This window comes from Streptomyces sp. NBC_01224, from assembly GCF_036002945.1.
In the GTDB taxonomy this organism is placed as follows: Bacteria; Actinomycetota; Actinomycetes; order Streptomycetales; family Streptomycetaceae; genus Streptomyces.
Map to the genome: position 1 here is coordinate 6475122 of NZ_CP108529.1, position 17277 is coordinate 6492398.

Annotated in this window: 16 protein-coding genes; 5 read left to right on the forward strand and 11 right to left on the reverse strand. The window is 70.2% G+C overall.

All coding sequences use genetic code 11. From position 1 onward, the window contains the following. Nucleotides 1-27 precede the first annotated feature (27 nt). Nucleotides 28-1656: an alkaline phosphatase D family protein gene (locus tag OG609_RS29155; RefSeq protein WP_327275551.1), complete on the forward strand. Its 1629-nt coding sequence runs from the start codon at nt 28-30 to the stop codon at nt 1654-1656. A 114-nt stretch (nt 1657-1770) separates the two neighbouring features. Here OG609_RS29155 and OG609_RS29160 read toward each other — a convergent pair whose 3' ends face one another. Then, nucleotides 1771-2775: a Gfo/Idh/MocA family protein gene (locus OG609_RS29160; protein WP_327275552.1), complete on the reverse strand. Its 1005-nt coding sequence runs from the start codon at nt 2773-2775 to the stop codon at nt 1771-1773. Nucleotides 2776-2862: 87 nt separating this feature from the next. Between OG609_RS29160 and OG609_RS29165 the strand changes: the two genes are divergently transcribed. Next, complete coding sequence (locus OG609_RS29165; protein ID WP_327275553.1) at nt 2863-4185, forward strand: multidrug effflux MFS transporter; 1323 nt, start codon at nt 2863-2865, stop codon at nt 4183-4185. A 122-nt stretch (nt 4186-4307) separates the two neighbouring features. Here OG609_RS29165 and OG609_RS29170 read toward each other — a convergent pair whose 3' ends face one another. Together OG609_RS29170 and OG609_RS29175 are read right to left on the reverse strand one after the other, a co-directional pair. Further along, the gene (locus OG609_RS29170) at nt 4308-4451 is read right to left on the reverse strand and encodes a hypothetical protein (protein ID WP_327275554.1); all 144 of its coding nucleotides are present in this window, start codon (nt 4449-4451) and stop codon (nt 4308-4310) included. 107 nt (nt 4452-4558) lie between these two features. Continuing rightward, a complete protein-coding gene (locus OG609_RS29175; RefSeq protein ID WP_327275555.1) occupies nt 4559-5866 on the reverse strand; it encodes a hypothetical protein in 1308 nt (435 codons plus the stop codon). A 141-nt stretch (nt 5867-6007) separates the two neighbouring features. Here OG609_RS29175 and OG609_RS29180 point away from each other — a divergent pair, with 141 nt between their 5' ends. Continuing rightward, complete coding sequence (locus OG609_RS29180) at nt 6008-7015, forward strand: small ribosomal subunit Rsm22 family protein (protein ID WP_327275556.1); 1008 nt, start codon at nt 6008-6010, stop codon at nt 7013-7015. Between the two features lie 34 nt (nt 7016-7049). On the opposite strand, the gene ddaH is transcribed toward OG609_RS29180, so the two are convergent. After that, nucleotides 7050-7865 carry a dimethylargininase gene (gene ddaH, locus OG609_RS29185; protein WP_327275557.1) on the reverse strand — a complete coding sequence of 272 codons (816 nt, stop codon included), beginning with the start codon at nt 7863-7865 and terminating at the stop codon, nt 7050-7052. 169 nt (nt 7866-8034) lie between these two features. Between ddaH and OG609_RS29190 the strand changes: the two genes are divergently transcribed. Next, a complete protein-coding gene (locus tag OG609_RS29190) occupies nt 8035-8652 on the forward strand; it encodes a TetR/AcrR family transcriptional regulator (RefSeq protein ID WP_327275558.1) in 618 nt (205 codons plus the stop codon). Nucleotides 8653-8795: 143 nt separating this feature from the next. Beyond that, the gene (locus OG609_RS29195) at nt 8796-9542 is read left to right on the forward strand and encodes a bifunctional DNA primase/polymerase (protein WP_327275559.1); all 747 of its coding nucleotides are present in this window, start codon (nt 8796-8798) and stop codon (nt 9540-9542) included. Nucleotides 9543-9639: 97 nt separating this feature from the next. On the opposite strand, the gene OG609_RS29200 is transcribed toward OG609_RS29195, so the two are convergent. The 7 genes from OG609_RS29200 to OG609_RS29230 all read right to left on the reverse strand — a co-directional run bounded on the left by OG609_RS29200 (nt 9640) and on the right by OG609_RS29230 (nt 17157). After that, nucleotides 9640-10572 (reverse strand): hypothetical protein, encoded by a 933-nt coding sequence (locus OG609_RS29200; protein WP_327275560.1) that lies wholly within the window; start codon nt 10570-10572, stop codon nt 9640-9642. Next, nucleotides 10505-11476: an iron uptake transporter permease EfeU gene (gene efeU, locus OG609_RS29205; protein ID WP_327275561.1), complete on the reverse strand. Its 972-nt coding sequence runs from the start codon at nt 11474-11476 to the stop codon at nt 10505-10507. Before efeU ends, OG609_RS29200 begins: the two co-directional genes overlap by 68 nt. A gap of 18 nt (nt 11477-11494) precedes the next feature. Further along, complete coding sequence (efeB, locus tag OG609_RS29210) at nt 11495-12787, reverse strand: iron uptake transporter deferrochelatase/peroxidase subunit (RefSeq protein WP_327275562.1); 1293 nt, start codon at nt 12785-12787, stop codon at nt 11495-11497. A 19-nt stretch (nt 12788-12806) separates the two neighbouring features. Beyond that, complete coding sequence (efeO, locus tag OG609_RS29215) at nt 12807-13943, reverse strand: iron uptake system protein EfeO (RefSeq protein WP_327275563.1); 1137 nt, start codon at nt 13941-13943, stop codon at nt 12807-12809. Nucleotides 13944-14132: 189 nt separating this feature from the next. After that, nucleotides 14133-14972 (reverse strand): heme ABC transporter ATP-binding protein, encoded by an 840-nt coding sequence (locus OG609_RS29220; RefSeq protein ID WP_327275564.1) that lies wholly within the window; start codon nt 14970-14972, stop codon nt 14133-14135. Further along, nucleotides 14969-16036 (reverse strand): FecCD family ABC transporter permease, encoded by a 1068-nt coding sequence (locus tag OG609_RS29225; protein WP_327278220.1) that lies wholly within the window; start codon nt 16034-16036, stop codon nt 14969-14971. The genes OG609_RS29220 and OG609_RS29225 overlap by 4 nt, the downstream gene beginning before the upstream one ends. A 38-nt stretch (nt 16037-16074) precedes the next feature. After that, nucleotides 16075-17157 (reverse strand): heme/hemin ABC transporter substrate-binding protein, encoded by a 1083-nt coding sequence (locus OG609_RS29230; protein ID WP_327275565.1) that lies wholly within the window; start codon nt 17155-17157, stop codon nt 16075-16077. Nucleotides 17158-17277 lie beyond the last annotated feature (120 nt).

Sequence of the window (17277 nt, forward strand, 5' to 3'; positions counted from 1 at the left end):
GTACACCACCAGCCAGGGGAGGGACAGATGACGCACTCATCGCACCAGCAGGAGATGCGCGACGCCGCCAGTCATGTCGGACGCCGCCGCTTCCTCACCGCCACCGGTGCCGCTGCCGCGCTGGCCTTCTCGGTCAATTTGCCGGCTGCGGGCACCGCGAGCGCCGCCGAGCTGGACGGCCGGAGGATCGGCGAGGACCCGTTCACCCTCGGCGTCGCCTCAGGCGACCCGCAGCCCGACTCGGTCCTGCTGTGGACGAGACTCGCACCCCGCCCGTACGAGACCGGCAGCGGACTTCCCCGGTCCCGTGTCGAGGTGAGCTGGGAACTCGCCCACGACGAGCGCTTCTCCCGCATCGTCCAGCGAGGGTCGGCCACCGCCCACCCGGAGTTCAACCACAGCGTCCATGTCGAGGTCAAGGGTCTCGAAGCGGGCCACGTCTTCTACTACCGCTTCCGCACCGGTACGTGGATCAGCCCCGCCGGCCGGACCCGCACCGCGCCCGCCCCCGACGCCCGCAACAGCGCGCTGAGCCTGGCCGCCGTCTCCTGCCAGGCCTACCACGACGGCTACTTCACCGCGTACAAGCACCTCGCCCAGGAGGACGTCGACGTCGTCTTCCACCTCGGCGACTACCTCTACGAGTACGCCGTCAACGCGACCGGCGGAGCCCGTAACTACACCGACCGCAAGCTCCCCGCCCATTTCAACCAGGAGACGGTCACGCTGGAGGACTACCGGCTGCGGTACGGCCTCTACAAGTCCGACCCCGATCTGCGCGCCGCCCACGCCGCGCACCCTTTCGTCGTCACCTGGGACGACCACGAGACCGAGAACAACTACGCGGGCGACACCCCCGAGAACGGCGTACCGCCGGAGGAATTCCTGCTGCGGCGCGCCGCCGCCTACCGGGCGTACTGGGAGAATCAGCCGCTGCGCACCCCGCAGCAGCCGACCGGCCCGGACATGAAGCTCTACCGGCGCCTGCAGTTCGGAAGCCTCGCCCAGTTCGACATCCTCGACACCCGTCAGTACCGCAGCGACCAGGCCTACGGCGACGGCTGGCACAGGCCCGGACCGGAGTCCGAGGACCCCTCGCGCACCCTGACCGGCGCCACTCAGGAACGCTGGCTGCTCGACGGCTGGCACGCCTCACGGGCCACCTGGAACGTCGTACCGCAGCAGGTCACCTTTGCTCAGCGGCGCGATGTCCCCACCGACTCCTATCTGCTCTCCATGGACGCGTGGGACGGCTACCCGGCCTCCCGGGACCGGATTCTGAAGGGGGCCGGGGCTGCCGGGATCGACAACCTGATGGTGCTGACCGGCGATGTGCACGTCGGCTACGGCTTCGACCTGAAGAAGGACTTCGACGACCCGTCGTCCCGCACCGTCGGCACGGAGATCGTCGCCACATCCATCACCAGCGGCAAGGACGGTACGGACAAGCCGTCCGGCTGGAACAACCAGATGCGGGCCAACCCGCACATGAAGTTCTTCAACGGCCGCCGCGGATACGCGGTCATCACGCTGGGCCTGAAGCAGGCGCGCGCCGACTACCGCACGGTGCCGGCCGTCACCACGCCCGGTGCGCCCGTGACGACGGCCGGATCGTTCGTCACGGAGGTGGGGAACCAGGGCCTCACGCCCGCGTAGAACCGACCGGCAAATGGGGGTGGGAGAAGGAGCGGGGCTGGGCGCGTGCCCAGCCCCCGCGACGCCGCCCTCCATTTGCCGGTCGGTCCAAGGCCCTTCTCGGACAGGTCCCGGTCAGAGGAGGCCGTCGGCCGGGTAGCGGACGCCGATGCGGTCACGCACCGCGTCGAGCGTCCGCATCACGGCAAGGGAACCGTCCAGCGGCACCAGCGGCGACTCCGTCTCGCCCGCCCGCAGCGCCCGTGCCACCTCGGCCTGCTCGAACTGCATCCCGCGCAGCCCCTCGCCCGCCGCCCCCGCGGTGAACTCCTCCGGCTCCCGCCCCTCCCGGTGCAGCACGAACCGTTCCGGGTAGAAGAAGCCGCGCGGGAAGTCGATCCGCCCCTTCGTGCCCGTGACCGAGGCGGTCAGCGGCGTGTCCGCGACGATCGAACAGTTCAGCAGCGCCGAGGCGCCCGCCTCCGACCAGCCCAGCAGCATCGCGGTGTGCAGATCGACGCCCTCGGGGGAGAGCAGTGCGTCGGCCTGCACCCGGTCCGGCTCGCCCAGCAGCAGATGCGCGAACGACACCGGATAGACCCCGAGGTCCAGCAGCGCGCCGCCGCCCAGCGCCGGGTCGCGCAGCCGGTGTTCGGGACCGAAAGGACCCGCGAGCCCGAAGTCGGCCTGCACGGTGCGGATATCGCCGATGGCGTCGTCCCGCACCAGCTCCGTCATGCGCCGGATGACCGGGTTGCAGTACGTCCACATGGCCTCCATGAGGAAGAGGCCGCGGTCCCGGGCGAGCTTCACCAGCTCGTCCGCCTCCCGCGCGTTGAGCGTGAACGCCTTTTCGCACAGCACGTGCTTTCCGGCCTCCAGACAGAGCGCGGCCGCCTCCCGGTGCGCCGAGTGCGGTGTCGCGACGTACACCACATCGACCTCGTCGTCGGCGGCGAGATCGGCCCAGCTGCCGTACGCGCGGGGTATCCCGAACCGCTGCGCGAACGCCTTCGCCGAGGCGTCCGTACGGGATGCGACGGCCACCACCTCCGCGTCCGGCATCGACCGCAGGTCCTCGGTGAACGTCGCGGCAATACCGCCGGTCGCCAGCACGCCCCAACGCACAGCCCTGCTCATGCCTGTCATGCCTGCTCCCCAAAAAGGTCTCGACCAGTCCGGCTGAGCTGAGAGCATAGAGGCGGATTCAACGACATGGAGATGAGAATGCCGGAGAGCGGCGCAAGCCGGGCCCAGCAGGAACGCACACACATATCGACCACCCAGGCCGTGGCCACGGAGTCCGCGGCCACCGGCACACCTCCCGGAAATCCGGCCGCCACCGACGCGGCCCGGCGCACCGGACTCCTCGTCACCCTGGTCCTCGGCGGCCTCACCGCACTGCCGCCGCTCTCCATGGACATGTACCTCCCGGCCCTGCCCGCGGTCACCGAGTCCCTGCACGCCCCCGCCGCGACCGTGCAGCTCACCCTCACCGCCTGCCTCACCGGCATGGCGCTCGGGCAGGTCGTCGTCGGACCGATGAGCGACCGGTGGGGGAGGCGCCGGCCGCTGCTCCTCGGCATGATCATCTATGTCGTCGCCACCGCGATCTGCGTCTTCGCCCCCACCACGGAACTCCTCATCGGCTTCCGCCTCCTGCAGGGCCTGGCCGGTGCGGCGGGGATCGTTATTGCCCGCGCCGTGGTGCGCGACATGTACGACGGCGTGGAGATGGCCAGGTTCTTCTCCACCCTGATGCTGATCTCCGGCGTTGCGCCGATCGTCGCGCCGCTGATCGGCGGACAGGTGCTGCGGTTCACCGACTGGCGGGGGATCTTCGCCGTCCTCACCGTCGTCGGCGTGCTGCTCACCCTGGTCGTCTGGAAGTGGCTGCACGAGACCCTGCCGCCGCAGGACCGGCACACCGGCGGCATCGGCGACGCGCTGCGCACCATGCGCGGGCTGCTCGCCGACCGGGTCTTCGCCGGCTACATGATCGCGGGCAGCCTCGCCTTCGCCGCCCTCTTCGCGTACGTGAGCGCCTCGCCGTTCGTCGTGCAGGAGATCTACGGGGCCTCGCCACAGACCTTCAGCCTGCTCTTCGGCGTCAACTCGGTCGGCCTGATCATCGTGGGCCAGATCAACGGCAAGGTGCTGGTCGGCCGGATCAGCCTGGACAAGGCGCTCGCCTTCGGGCTCTCGGTCATCGTGCTGGCCGCGGCCGCGCTGCTGCTGATGACGTCCGGGGTCTTCGGGCACGTGGGCCTGGTCCCGGTCGCGGCCGGGCTCTTCGTGCTGATGTCGGCGATGGGGCTCGCGATGCCCAATACGAACGCACAGGCCCTGATGCGTACGAAGCACGCCGCCGGGTCCGCCTCCGCACTGCTCGGTACGTCGTCGTTCCTGATCGGCGCCGTCGCCTCGCCGCTCGTCGGGATCGCGGGCGAGGGGACGGCCGTTCCGATGGCTCTCGTGCAGCTGGTGTGCGCGGTGGGCGCGATGGCCTGCTTCCTGGGGTTGTGCCGGCCCTGGCAGCGGGTTTCGTAGCGGGGCCGGGGACGGGGCCGGTCAGCAGAAGCGCGCTGCCGGTCAGGTCCCCCACTGACGGGTGTCGGGGTCGCTGAACACCAGCAAGAAGAGCACCTGCCGGCACAGGGCGAAGGCAACCGTCAACTGCCCCCAGCCGTAGAGGCGGGGGCGGCGGACCGGCGCCGGTTCGTGGGGAGCACCCAGCCACGGGTGACCGCCGCTACGCCGGAGGCGGCGATGAGCAACGCCAGCAGAACAAGAGGTATGGCCAGGTAGAGCTTCACGGTCCCTCCCTGCCCACCGAACCCGCGCCGGATGCCCGCGTGATCATGACACCTGCCGTGCTGCGCGTCCCCGCGCGTACCCTCATGATCGGCCGGACAGGTCCTGGCTAGTTCGCGCTCGGGTAGCCGATCAGATGCGGGCGGTCCTTCTCGTCCGTCCAGCGGAACAGGCCGACGCCGTCCGACGTCACCGTGCCCGGAATCCGTTGGTTCGAGGGCAGGGCGCCCGTCGTGCCGCTCCTGATCGCCACCGCGACGGGGGTGCCGCCGCCGGCCAGTACGTCGGCCGCGTTGCGTGCGTTCGCCGCGCCGTACGCGATGCCCTCGTCGTTCACGGACGCGAGCGTCAGCGGCTTCGTGCCGTCCGTCCCCTCGAAGCAGAACCCCCGCTTCGTCAACAGGTCGAAGGCGAGCGGCCCGGCCACCAGGAAGTTGCCCGAGGGGGCGGCGACCAGCTGCGGGTACTGGCCCGGCTTTATCGCAGGCTTGCTGCACTCCACCGAGGCGAGGGGCTTGCCCGTCTCCATGTCCTGCACCGTCCACAGGTCATGGGTGGTGGCGCGCTTCGCCCCCTTCGCGAGCTGCCACTTCGCCAGTATCAGGCCCGGGATCACCGATGTCGGGACCCCGCTGAGCCGGTCGGTGCCCTTGGGGGCGACATTGCGGCTGAACCAGCCGCCCTGCACCCAGAATTCCTTGGCCCCGCTGACCAGCAGACCCTTCTTCGTCAGCCCGCGCACCTCGGTGAGCTGCTTGCAGGTCGTGCAGCCCTTCGGGTACTTGAGCGCGGGGGCGGTGATCTCCGACACCCGGCCGGTCAACGGGTCGACCACGGCGCTGTTCGTCCGGCCGTCGCTGATGAGGATGCCGGGGCCGGTGGTGGTGACCGTGGGTACGGAGCCCCACGGCACCTCGACGCGCCGCCGGGAGCCGTCCTCCACGTCGTAGACATCCAGCGAGACGATCGCGTCGGCGGGGGTCAGCGCGTTCTCGCCGACCTTCCCGTACGCCCACGTCACGAAGTACTCGTGGTCGTCCACGGTGACCGGGAGGAGCCTCGGGAAGTGCTGCGGGGACGGGGGCCGCCAGCTCTCCCCGTGCCAGCCGGCCTCCCCGGTCTCCGAGTCGATGGTCCGCAGCTGGAACTTGGTGTCCGAGACCCGCACGAGATAGGCGAGGCTGCCCGTCGTCCGGGAGAGCGCGTAGTCGGGCGAGGTGCCTATGAGCTCCCAGCCGTGCTCGGTCGCGAACACGGAGGGGACGGTGAGCTGTGTCACCGGGGCCGTGCTCGCCCTGGCCTGCTTCTTCGGCTTGTCGGAGCTCTTCTCGCCGCTGCCGCAGGTGGCCAGCAGAAGAAGCATGGCGAGCACGAGCACTCCGCCGACCAGAACCAGGCGCACGATCTTCTGTCTCATGGTTTCCCTCGATGGGCGATCCCGACCTCGCGCCGGTCAGCGTAGCAACTTGCGTAGGTGCCGGGGCAGTTCGCATGCGCTGCTGTTCGCCGCGGGTGCCGGGTCGGAAGCGGGTCCGCCGCCTTTGCCTACAATTCGTCGGTGAACGCCACCCTCCCCACTGCGGAAGCCCTGCGCGCGGCGCTGGCCGGACTGCTCGACGGGCTGCCGCCCAAGCAGGCCGCCCAGGCCGTCGACCGGCTCATCGCCAACTACCGCGGGACCACCCCCACGGACGCCCCGGTGCTGCGCGACCGTTCCGACGTCGCCGCGTACGCCGCGTACCGGATGCCCGCCACCTTCGAAGCTGTACGGTCCGCGCTCGCCGCACTCCGGGAGGCCGCCCCGGACTGGGTGCCCGCCACGCACACCGATATCGGCGGCGGCACCGGAGCGGCGAGCTGGGCCGTGGCGGGAGCCTGGGAGGGGCCGAGGACGACCGTCCTGGACTGGGCCGAGCCCGCACTCGCCCTCGGCCGGGAGCTGGCCGCCATCTCCGGCATTCCCGCCCTGCGCACTGCCGAGTGGCGCCGGGCCCGGATCGGCACCGGCCTCGAACTCGCCCCCACGGACCTGATCACTGTCTCCTACGTACTCAAGGAGCTGACGGCGGACGCCCGCGCCGGCCTCGTCGACACCGCGGCGGCCGCCGCACAGGCGGTCGTGGTCGTCGAGCCGGGCACCCCCGACGGCTACGCCCGGATCATCGAGGCCCGCGACCGGCTGATCGCCGCCGGGCTGAAGGTCGCCGCGCCCTGCCCGCACGACGACGCCTGCCCCATCGAGCCGGGCAAGGACTGGTGCCACTTCTCGGCCCGGGTCAGCCGCTCTTCGCTGCACCGGCAGGTCAAGGGCGGCTCGCTGCCGTACGAGGACGAGAAGTTCAGCTATGTCGTGGCGACCCGCTTCCGGACGGAACCCGTCCGGGCGCGGGTCACCCGCAAGCCGCAGATCCGCAAGGGGCAGGTGCTGCTGGACCTGTGCACCCGGGACGAGGCCCTGCAGCGCTCCACGGTCACCAAGCGGCACGGCGAGCTGTACCGGGCCGCCCGGGACATCGCGTGGGGCGACGAGTGGCCGCCGCGCGACGCGGGTGAGTCCGGCGCCTGAGCGCGGCCGACGCCCGCGACTGCCGGACCCCCGGCTACCCGCGCAGCTCCTGCGTGCAGCACTTCACGCTGCCGCCGCCCTTCAGGAGCTCGCCCAGATCCATCGGCACCGGCTCGAAGCCGCGCGCCCGCAACGGATCGAAGAGCCCCGTGGCGGCCTGCGGCAGCAGCACATGGAGCCCGTCGCTCACCGCGTTCAGGCCGAGCGCCGCCGCATCCGCCTCCTCGGCGATCAGTGCGTCGGGGAAGAGCCGCGCCAGCACCGACCGGCTGCCCGGCGAGAAGGCGCCCGGGTAGTACATGATCTCGTCGCCCGCGTCGTCGAGCACGCACAGAGCCGTGTCCAGGTGGTAGTAGCGCGGGTCGACCAGATCGAGCCCGACCACCGGGCGCCCGAAGAACTCCTGCGCCTCGTCGTGCGAGAGGGGACTGGACCGGAAGCCCCGCCCGGCCAGGATGTACGAAGCGGTGACCGCGAAGTCACCCTCGCCCTCGTTGACGTGGGCCGGTTCATGGATCTCGGTGAAGCCGTTGTCCCGGAACCACTCGCGATGGGCCCCGGCCTCCTCGTACCGCTCCTGGTACGCGAACCGGGCGCCGAGCACCCGGCCGTCGATGACGGTGGCGCCGTTGGCGGCGAAGACCATGTCGGGAAGCTCGGGGCGAGGGGTGAGCAGCTCCACGGTGTGTCCGAGGGCGCGGTAGCGGTCGCGCAGGTCCTCCCACTGGGTCTGGGCCAGGGGGAGATCCACGGGCTTGCTGGGGTCCATCCAGGGGTTGATGGAGTACGTCACCCTGAAGTGGGCCGGGGCGCACATCAGGTAACGGCGGGGTGTGGCTTCACGAGGCAAGGAAGGCTCCTCACGAAAAGCAGGGGTTACCTGCCGGGGGACTTCGCACGGGTATGTGCGTGAGCCCATGGTCCGCTTTCCGGGGCCTGCGCGCAGTGATCCGATCGGGTGGTTCCGCACGGTGATGAGACGAAACGTATCGACTCGTGCCGCTGCTAGATTTACCGGCATGGTAGAGAACCGGCCCCCCGACTCCAGCCGCCGCAGCGAGCGCTCGCGCCGTGCGATCTACGACGCTGCGCTCGCCCTGGTCGGTGAGGTGGGCTACCCCAGGACCACCGTCGAGGCCATCGCCGCGCGGGCCGGTGTCGGGAAGCAGACGATCTACCGGTGGTGGCCCTCCAAGGCGGCCGTCCTCCTGGAGGCCTTCGTCGCTCTCGGCGACCGGGTCGCCGAGGAGAACGGCGCGGGTGACGCGCAGGGGCTCCCGGACACCGGTGATCTCGCGGCCGACCTCAGGGTCGTTCTGCGGGCCACCGTCGACGAGCTGACCGACCCCGCCTTCGAGGCGCCGACCAGGGCGCTGGCGGCCGAGGGGATCGTCGACCCGCAGCTCGGCGCCGAATTCGTCCAGAAGCTGCTCGATCCTTCACTCCGGCTGTACGTCGCACGGCTGCGCGCCGCCCAGGACGCGGGTCAGGTGCGCGCCGACGTCGACCCGCGGATCGCCCTGGAACTTCTCGTGGGCCCACTCACCCACCGTTGGCTGCTGCGCACCCTCCCGCTCACTCATGAGTACGCGGACGCGATCGTCGACTACACCCTGCGCGGGCTGGCGCACCCCTGAGACGCACCCGTCATTTCATGACAAGAAGTGGCATAGCGCCCGGCTCGTGGCGTCGTCCCCCGTACCCCGCTTCCGGACTCTGGCCACCCGAGGCGCAGGATGGTGGGACCATGGGCAGGGGCAACGCTGAGGTAAGGGGATAGATGGGCGCCGATTTCGGCCGTTATCGCGGCTCAGAGAGCAAATTTTCCCAATGGCTTCGCCGCCGACCCAAACCGCAGCAGAGCGAGGTCGACGACACCGCCCGGGAGGCGCTGCTCCTGGCTGTCGCCGAGGCCGGAATGCCGATCGCGCCGGCCGCCCATCCGGTCGGCTACCGATGTTCGTGCGAACGCATCGGCTGTCCCACCCCCGCCCGGCACCCCATCTCCTTCGCCTGGCAGACGCAGTCCACCACCGACCGCGCCCAGATCGAGCGCTGGGCCCGCAGCCAGCCGCAGGCCAACTTCATCACCGCGACCGGCATGATCCACGACGTTCTCGACGTGCCGCTGTCCGCGGGCAGCCAGGCACTGGAACGGCTCCTCGCCGCAGGCATCGACGTCGGCCCCGTCGCCCGGTCCGGCGACGACCGGATGCTCTTCTTCACCGCCACCCGCGGTACGCCCGAGGACGAGGACGAGTGGTGGCCGTGCGAGCTGGACTGCCACCCCGAGACCATGGACGAGCATCCGGGACTGCGGTGGCACTGCCGCGGCAGCTACGTACTCCTGCCGCCGGCCAGGCTGCCCGGTGAGCTGGATGTGCAGTGGGTGCGGGGGCCGGAGAACCCGCTGCCCGATCCGCTGACGCTCCTGGAGACGCTCACCGATTCGTGTGCGCAGTACGCGGACGCGGCGGACCAGAGCGATCTGGATCACGACTCGGTGGCGTGGCCGCTGAGCCGCTAGCTCAATGACCGGGGCCGTCCGGTGGCCGCTCTGTCCTCAATCGCCGGACGGGCTCAACGACGTCCTCAATCGCCGGACGGGCCTGTTCCTGCCCCGGTTACGACCCTTTCGCCGCCGTCAGGCCCGGCAGCCGGTTCAGCATGACCACCTTGCCGTCCCCGGCGCCCTTCTTCGGAACGAACACCAGCTGGCTGGAGACCCGCTCCTTGGTGAGGGTGGACTTCACCTCACCGGTCAGCAGCGCCTCCACATCCGCGTTGAGCGGCGGACGCAGGCCCTTTGCCGCGGTCTGCTGTTCGAAGTGCTTGCTGCTGAAGAAGACCAGCGCCCCGCCGTCGTCCGTCTTCAGGCCGAGCGGGGCGAACGTACCGCTGTCCAGCGGCTGGTCGATGTACTGGTACGAGAAGCCCGCCCGACGGGTGGTGCGGCGTGCGTCCCGCCAGCCCGAAGTGGCGGTGCCGGGGGCGAAGACGTCCGGGGTGCCTTTCTGCAGGTACTCCGTGTACTGGGTGCCCAAGTCCTCCGGCGCCACGGCCAGTTCGGAGCTGTCCGCGGCCACCGGCTCGGCCAGGCCGTCGTTGTCCTTCGTGAAGCCGGGCAGCTGGGACGGTGTGACGACCGACAGATAGGAGGCCTTCCACCCCGCGTCCGGCCCGGACTTGACGAAGACGACCAGCCAGCGGGTGTCCAGCTTTCCGCTGTCCTCGTCGCGGTTGGAGTCGGTGTCCGCGAGGAACCACCGCGGCCAGCCGGCCTTCTTCGGGATGAGATACCTGGCGTCGGTCAGCTCCAACGGCGAGTGGTTCGCGTTGCCGTCCGGATTGTTCTTCTGCCGCGCCTTCAGCCCGGCCTGATTGATCGCGCCGAGCGGGCCCGTGACCCGGTCCGCGTCCAGAGCCGGGTCGTAGGCCTTGTCCGCCGCGTTGTACGCGCTGGTGAAGGCCTTCAGGGCCTGTGCGGCCTCAGACCTGGTTGCCGTCGGCACCACTTCCAGCTCGCCGTGCACCGTCACGCACCCGCTCGCCGTCATGGACAGCACCGTCGCCGTCGCGAGCCCCGTCGCCAGCCGAATCGGCCTCAGGCTTCTCATCCGTTGCTTTCTGCGCCTTCTGATCCGTCGCCCCCACTGACCGTCCGAACCCTACCGGGGCGAGGAACAGCGCGAGAGTGGGGATCAGATACAGCGCCCACACCGTGATCTGAAGAACGGTCGGGTCGGGCTGGAAGTTGAACGTGCCCTTCAGCAGCGTGCCGTACCAGCTGTCCGGCGGAATCGTGGCGCTGATGTCGAACGCCCTGTTGTGGATACCGCCCAGGAACTCGGCTTCCTGCAGGTCATGGACGCCGTACGCGAGCACGCCCGCGGCGACGATCACCAGCATGCCGCCGGTCCAGGTGAAGAACTTCGACAGGTTGATCCTCAGCGCACCGCGGTAGAACAGCCAGCCCAGCACGACGGCGGCCGCGATGCCGAGGAACGCACCGATCATCGGGTGCCAGCCGTCGTCCGCCGCATGCACCGCACGCCACACGAACAGCGAGGTCTCCAGGCCCTCCCGGCCCACCGCGAGGAGCGCCGTGGCGACCAGCGCGCCGGTGCCCATCGCGAGTGCCGCGTCGAGCTTGCCGTGCAGCTCCGTCTTCAGGTGCCGCGCGGTGCGCCGCATCCAGAAGACCATCCAGGTGACCAGACCGACCGAGACGATCGACAGCGAACCGCCCAGCGCCTCCTGGGCCTTGAACGTCATCTCCTGCGAACCGAATTCGAGGCCGGCACCGAACGCCAGGCTGACGACGATCGCGATACCGACGCCGATCCAGATCGGCACCAGTTTGCTCTTGTTGCCGGTCTTCACCAGATAGGCGATGAGGATGCAGACGACCAGGCTGGCCTCAAGGCCTTCGCGCAGGCCGATCAGGAAGTTGCTGAACACGTTTCGGTTCCCTTTCCGTTACGAGAACAGCGCCCGGCCCCACCAGTCGTCCTTGTCGCGGACGCCCGGCGGGACGGCGAAGTGCGCCGAACCCACGTGCTGGATGTACTGGTTGAGTGCGTCGTGCGCCGCGAGGCGGCGCTGCAGCGGAATGAATGCCTTGCGGACATCGCGCTGGTAGGCGAGGAAGAACAGCCCGGCGTCGAGCCGGCCGAGGCCGTCCGTACCGTCGGTGAAGGAGTAGCCGCGGCGCAGGATCGTCGCACCGTCGTTGCTGTCCGGGTGGGCGAGCCGCACATGCGCGGTCGGCAGCATCGCCTTCAGGAACGGCTCGTCGCGCTCCTTGGACTTGCCGACCGGTGCGCCCTCGCCCTTGTCCCGGCCGAAGACGTCCTCCTGCTCCTGGAGCGGGGCGCGGTCCCAGGTCTCGATGTGCATCCGGATGCGCCGGGCCACCAGGTACGAACCCCCGGTCATCCAGCCCGCCTTGTCCTTCTCGCCCACCCACACGTGCTTGTCCAGGGCAGCGGTGTCGGTGCCGGAGATGTTCCGGGTGCCGTCCTTGAAGCCCATCATGTTGCGCGGGGTCTGGGCGTCGGGCGTCGTCGAGGATGTCTTGCCGAAGCCCAGTTGGGACCAGCGGATCGCGGTGCGGCCCATGCCGATCCTGGCGAGGTTGCGGATGGCGTGCACCGCGACCTGCGGGTCGTCCGCACACGCCTGGACGCATAGATCGCCGCCGCTGCGGGCCGTGTCGAGATTGTCGCCGGGGAACTTCGGCAGATCGACGAGCGACTCGGGACGCCTGTCCTCCAGGCCGAACCGGCCCTTGGCGAAGAGCGAGGGGCCGAAGCCGATGGTGAGCGTGAGCCGGGACGGCTTGAGCCCCAGCGCCTCGCCCGTGTCGTCCGGCGGGGCCTGTGCGAGACCGCCGTAAGCACCGTCGCCGACCGCGTGACCGGCCGTCATCCGCTCGGCCGCCCGCGTCCACTCCTTGAGCAGTGCGATCAGCTCGGCGCGGTCCTTCGTCGTCACGTCGAACGCGGCGAAGTGCAGCCTGTCCTGTACGGCGGTGGCGATACCGGCCTGGTGCGGACCGTGGAACGGCACGGCCGCACCGCTGTCCGCGGCCGGCACAGCGTCGCTCTCCGTACGCACCGCGGCGACCGCGCCACCGGCCGCGACCGCGCCCAGCGCAAGACCGGCGCCGCCCCAGCCGAGCAGTGCCCGACGGGACGGGGCACGGCCACCGGTCTCGGCGGTTGCCCCGGCGGCCTCGTCCACGGCGGTGTTCTGCGTCTTCTCCGACATCCCGAAGCCTCCCCGCTCGTTACTTCGTCACCGCGGCGGCGAGCTTGGACAGCGGCTCGGCCAGCGCGTTGACCGCGTCCGACAGCTCCTTGCGGTCCGCCTTGCCGACCTTCTCGTACGAGGTGAACTCGTAGGAGCTCTTGTCCTTGCGGTACTTGTCCAGCAGTGTGTTCAGCTCCGCGAACCGCTTGTCCAGGGTCGCGGTCAGCGCCGCGTCGTTCTTCGAGGCGATCGGCTTCAGCAGCTCGTAGGACTTCTCCGCGCCCTCGACATTGCCCTTGAAGTCGATCAGGTCGGTGTGGCTGTAGCGCTCCTCCTCACCGGTGACCTTGCCCGTGGCGACCTCGTCGAGGAGCTCCTTGGCGCCGTTGGCCATCGAGGTCGGGGTGATCTCCGCCGTGCCGACCCGCTTCTGCCAGTCGAGCAGGTCCTTGTAGAGGACCGGGGCGAGAGCCTTCTCCTCGGCGCCGAGCTTCTTGTCGTGCCACAGCGCCTTCTCCAGGCGGTGCCAGCCGGTCCACTTCTGGCCGTCCTCCAGGCCGTCCTCCCGGAGGTCGACCTTCGGGTCGATGTCACCGAAGGACTCGGCGACCGGCTCGGTGCGCTCCCAGCCGAGCCGGGAGTCGGCGTAGATCTTCTTGGCGGCCTCGATGTCACCGGCGGCGACGGCGTCCGTGAACTTCTTGGCCTTCGGCAGCGTCTCGTCGGCCTGGGCCTGGACGTAGGTGCGGTACTCCGCGACGGCCTTGTCCATCTCGGGGCTGCGCTTGGCGACGGAACCGCCGGTGACCTCGATCTGCTGCCGGATGCCCTCGCCCTTCATGCCGGGCTTGCAGACGACGTTGTACGAGCCGGCCTTCACCTCGGCCGTGATGGTGGCCTTGGTGCCGGGGCCGATGTTCTCGCGCTCGGCGGCGATGCGGTCGTCCGGGAAGAGGACGTAGACCTCGGTGACCTTCGAGCCCTTGTTCTGTACGGCCAGTTCGACGTGACCGGCCGGGAGCTTTTTCTTCGAGAGCTCGCAGGCGTCGTCCTTCGCGACGACCTGCAGGGCGCCGTCGCCCTTGCCGTCGCTCTTCTGCGCGCAGCCCGTGACGGCGGTCAGGGCTGCCACCGTGGCGGCAGCGGTGGCGACGGAGAAACGAACGGCTCGCATACGGGCTCCACAGAGGATGAAGGAGAAGCAGGAGAAGGTCGGACAAAGACAGGTGAGGCGGACCTAACTTAACCGAGGCTTACCTCACCGGTACCCACCTGCGCAGTGATTCAGCTCTCATCCCGGCGGTGCGGGAACGAGGTGATCACGGGCGTCCCATGAAAGCCTCAGCATAAGGTCAAGTGATGGTCAAGTCTCTCGCGTCGGTATGACGAGGGGCGCCCCGGTCCGCGGATGCGGGAACACCTCGACCGGCTGCCGGTAGACCTCGCCGAGCAGTTCGCCCGTGAACACCTCGGCGGGCGGGCCCGCCACCGCGATCCGCCCGTCGTGCAGCACGGCAGCCCGGTCCGCGTACGCCGCGGCCAGCCCCAGATCGTGCAGCACGACGACGACCGCGTCACCGGCGGCGGCCCGATCCCGGCAGATCCGCAGCACCAGTTCCTGGTGACGCAGATCGAGCGCGGCGGTCGGCTCGTCCAGCAGCAGCAGCGGGGCGCGCTGCGCCAGCACCCTGGCCAGCGCGACCCGGGCCCGTTCGCCGCCGGACAGCGCGGAGAAGGGGCGCCCGGTGAACTCGGTCACCTCGGTGGCCGCCATCGCCGCGGCGATGGCCGGATCGTCCTCGTCCGCCCGTTCCGTCCCGGCCCACGGCGCCCGCCCCATGCGTACGACGTCCTCCACCGGGAAGGGGAACGACAGTGCGGCGGACTGCGGCAGCACCGCCCGGCGCAGGGCCAGTTCGGGGGCCGACCAGTCGGTGACCGGGCGTCCGTCGATCCGTATCTCACCGCTCTCGGCGGGCAGATCGGCGGCCAGCGCCGCCAGCAGGGTCGATTTCCCGGCCCCGTTGGGACCGACGAGTGCCAGCACCTCGCCCGCGTACGCGGTCAGTTCGATGGAGTCGAGTACCGGCCGCTGCCCCAGCCGCACCCGCAGCCCGCGCGCCTCGACGACGGGGGAGCCGGGGGAGACGGCAGCGGGCAGCTGCCGGCCCCGTACCCGGAACGGGTTCTTCAAGGCCCTCATGCCCAACCACCTTGCTTGCGACGGGTTCTGCGCAGCAGCCAGAAGAAGAATGGGCTGCCGAAGAGCGCGGTCAGCACGCCGAGCGGCAGCTCGGCGGGATCGGCGACGGTACGGGCCGCGAGATCGCCCGCCACCAGCACCAGGGCGCCGCCGAGCGCGCTGCCGGGGACGAGAAAGCGGTGCCCGGGACCGTTCGCCATCCGCAGCAGATGCGGAACCAGCAGCCCCACGAACGAGATGATCCCGGCGACCGCCACCGCGGCCGCGGTCAACAGCGCCACGACGAGGACGAGCGTGATCCGGAGCCGCTCGACATCGACCCCCAGATGCCGGGCGGGCCGCTCGCCCAGCGCGAGGAGGTCCAGCTTCCTGGCGTAGAACGGCGCGACGAGCAGCCCGAGCACCGCACAAGGCAGCACGGCGAGCACCTTGGGCCAGGTCGCCTGGGCCAGCGAACCCAGCTGCCAGAAGGTGATCTGCGAGATCTGCGCGTTGTCGGCGAAGAAGACGAACAGCCCGATCAGCGCACCCGCGAAGGCATTGACCGCGATCCCGGTGAGGATGAGCGTCACGACCTCGGTCCGCCCGCCCGACCGCGACAGCGCGTACACCAGCAGTACGGTCGCGAGCCCGGCGGCGAACGCGCAGACGGTGATCGTCCAGTTGCCGAAGAAATTCAGCCCGAGCGCGATCGAGGCGACCGCGCCCACCGCCGCACCGGAGGAGATCCCGATCACCCCGGGCTCGGCGAGCGGATTGCCGAACACACCCTGCATCAGGGCGCCCGCGCAGCCCAGCGACGCCCCGACGAGCAGGGCGAGGACGACTCTCGGCAGCCGTACGTTCCACAGCACGCTCTCACCGACCCGGTCCAGCGTGGCTCCACCGAGCCCGAGCCGGTGCTGGACGGAGCCGAGGACATCGCCGAGCGGGATGCTGTACGCGCCGAGCCCGGCGGAGAGCAGAGCGCACACCACGAGAGCGGCGAGCAGCCCTGCGGTCAGGGCGAAGGGGGCGGAGCGCCGGGGCTTCGATGCCGTCGGCGGCTGAGGCTCCGGTTTCATGGGAGCGCCCGGCCGGGTGCGTTCCTCGTACGAGGTGGTCACTTGCCCGCCCCGTCCTTCGGGTAGAGCTGCGCGATGAGTTCGCTCAGCACCCGGTCCGTGCGCGGCCCGTAGTTCAGCAGCACGCCGTCGTCGATGGAGACGATCCGCCGGTCCATCCCGGCCGGGGTCTCGGCGACGCCCGGGATCTTCACCAGACCGTCGACGCCGCCCACCGATTCGAGTCCCTTGCTCATCACCAGAATGGCGTCGGGGGCTGCCTTGGCGAGGGCCTCGCTGGTGATGGCGGTGAAGTCCCTCTTCAGCCCGGACGCCTTGCCCGCGTCGACGGCTCCCGCCGCTTCGAGGAGCGAGCCGGCACCGGACTCCCGGCCGCCCAGCAGATATACGGAGGCCGAGCCGCGCAGATAGAGGAAGGCGACCCGAGGCTTCTTCCGTCCGTCCGCCGGGACGGGCACGGACTCCCGTACGGCGTCGATGCGCGACCGGGTGCGCGACTTCAGTTCGGTGCCCGAGTCCGGCACGCCCAGGGCCGCCGCCACGGTGTCGATCCGGCGGCCGACATCGGCGAGTTCCTTGGCCGGTTCGACGACGACGAGCGGAATGCCGGCATCCCGGATCTGGCCGATGGCTTCGGCGGGGCCGGTCGTGGTGTCCGCGAGGACGACGGTCGGCCTCAGCGACAGCACGCTCTCCGCCGAGACGTCATGGGCGCGGGTCACCACCGGGAGTTTCGCCGCCTGTTCGAAGGTGGCGGTGATGTCACGGGCCACGACCTGCTTGCCGAGGCCGAGGGTGAAGACGATCTCGCTCAGGCTGCCGGTCAGCGGAACGATCCGGTCCGTCGAGGCGACGGTGACCTCGGCGCCGTCCGCCGACTTCACCGTGACCGGCAACTGCGGCTTCGGAGCGGTGGCCAGGGGCTCGACGCGGTCGGCCGCGGCGCTCCTGGAACCGGCGGCAGGAGTCCCCGTATCCGTACCGCCGCCGCAGCCCGTCAGAACGAGGGCCAGGGCGACGACGGCCGTCAGTGCACCCAGCGGTCCACGGGTCCTGACCGGCCCGCGCCCTGGCCGTCGGGCGCCCGGGCCCGACGTGGCGAAGTCCTGCGAGAAGCGCACTGGGGCACCGTCCTGTCGTTCTGCGGTGAGCAGTTGGCAATGTTTTGCGAGCAATGTGACGGAAGGGGGTACCGCCACAAGATCTACATAGCTTAGGTTAGCCTTACCTGACTTTCTAGA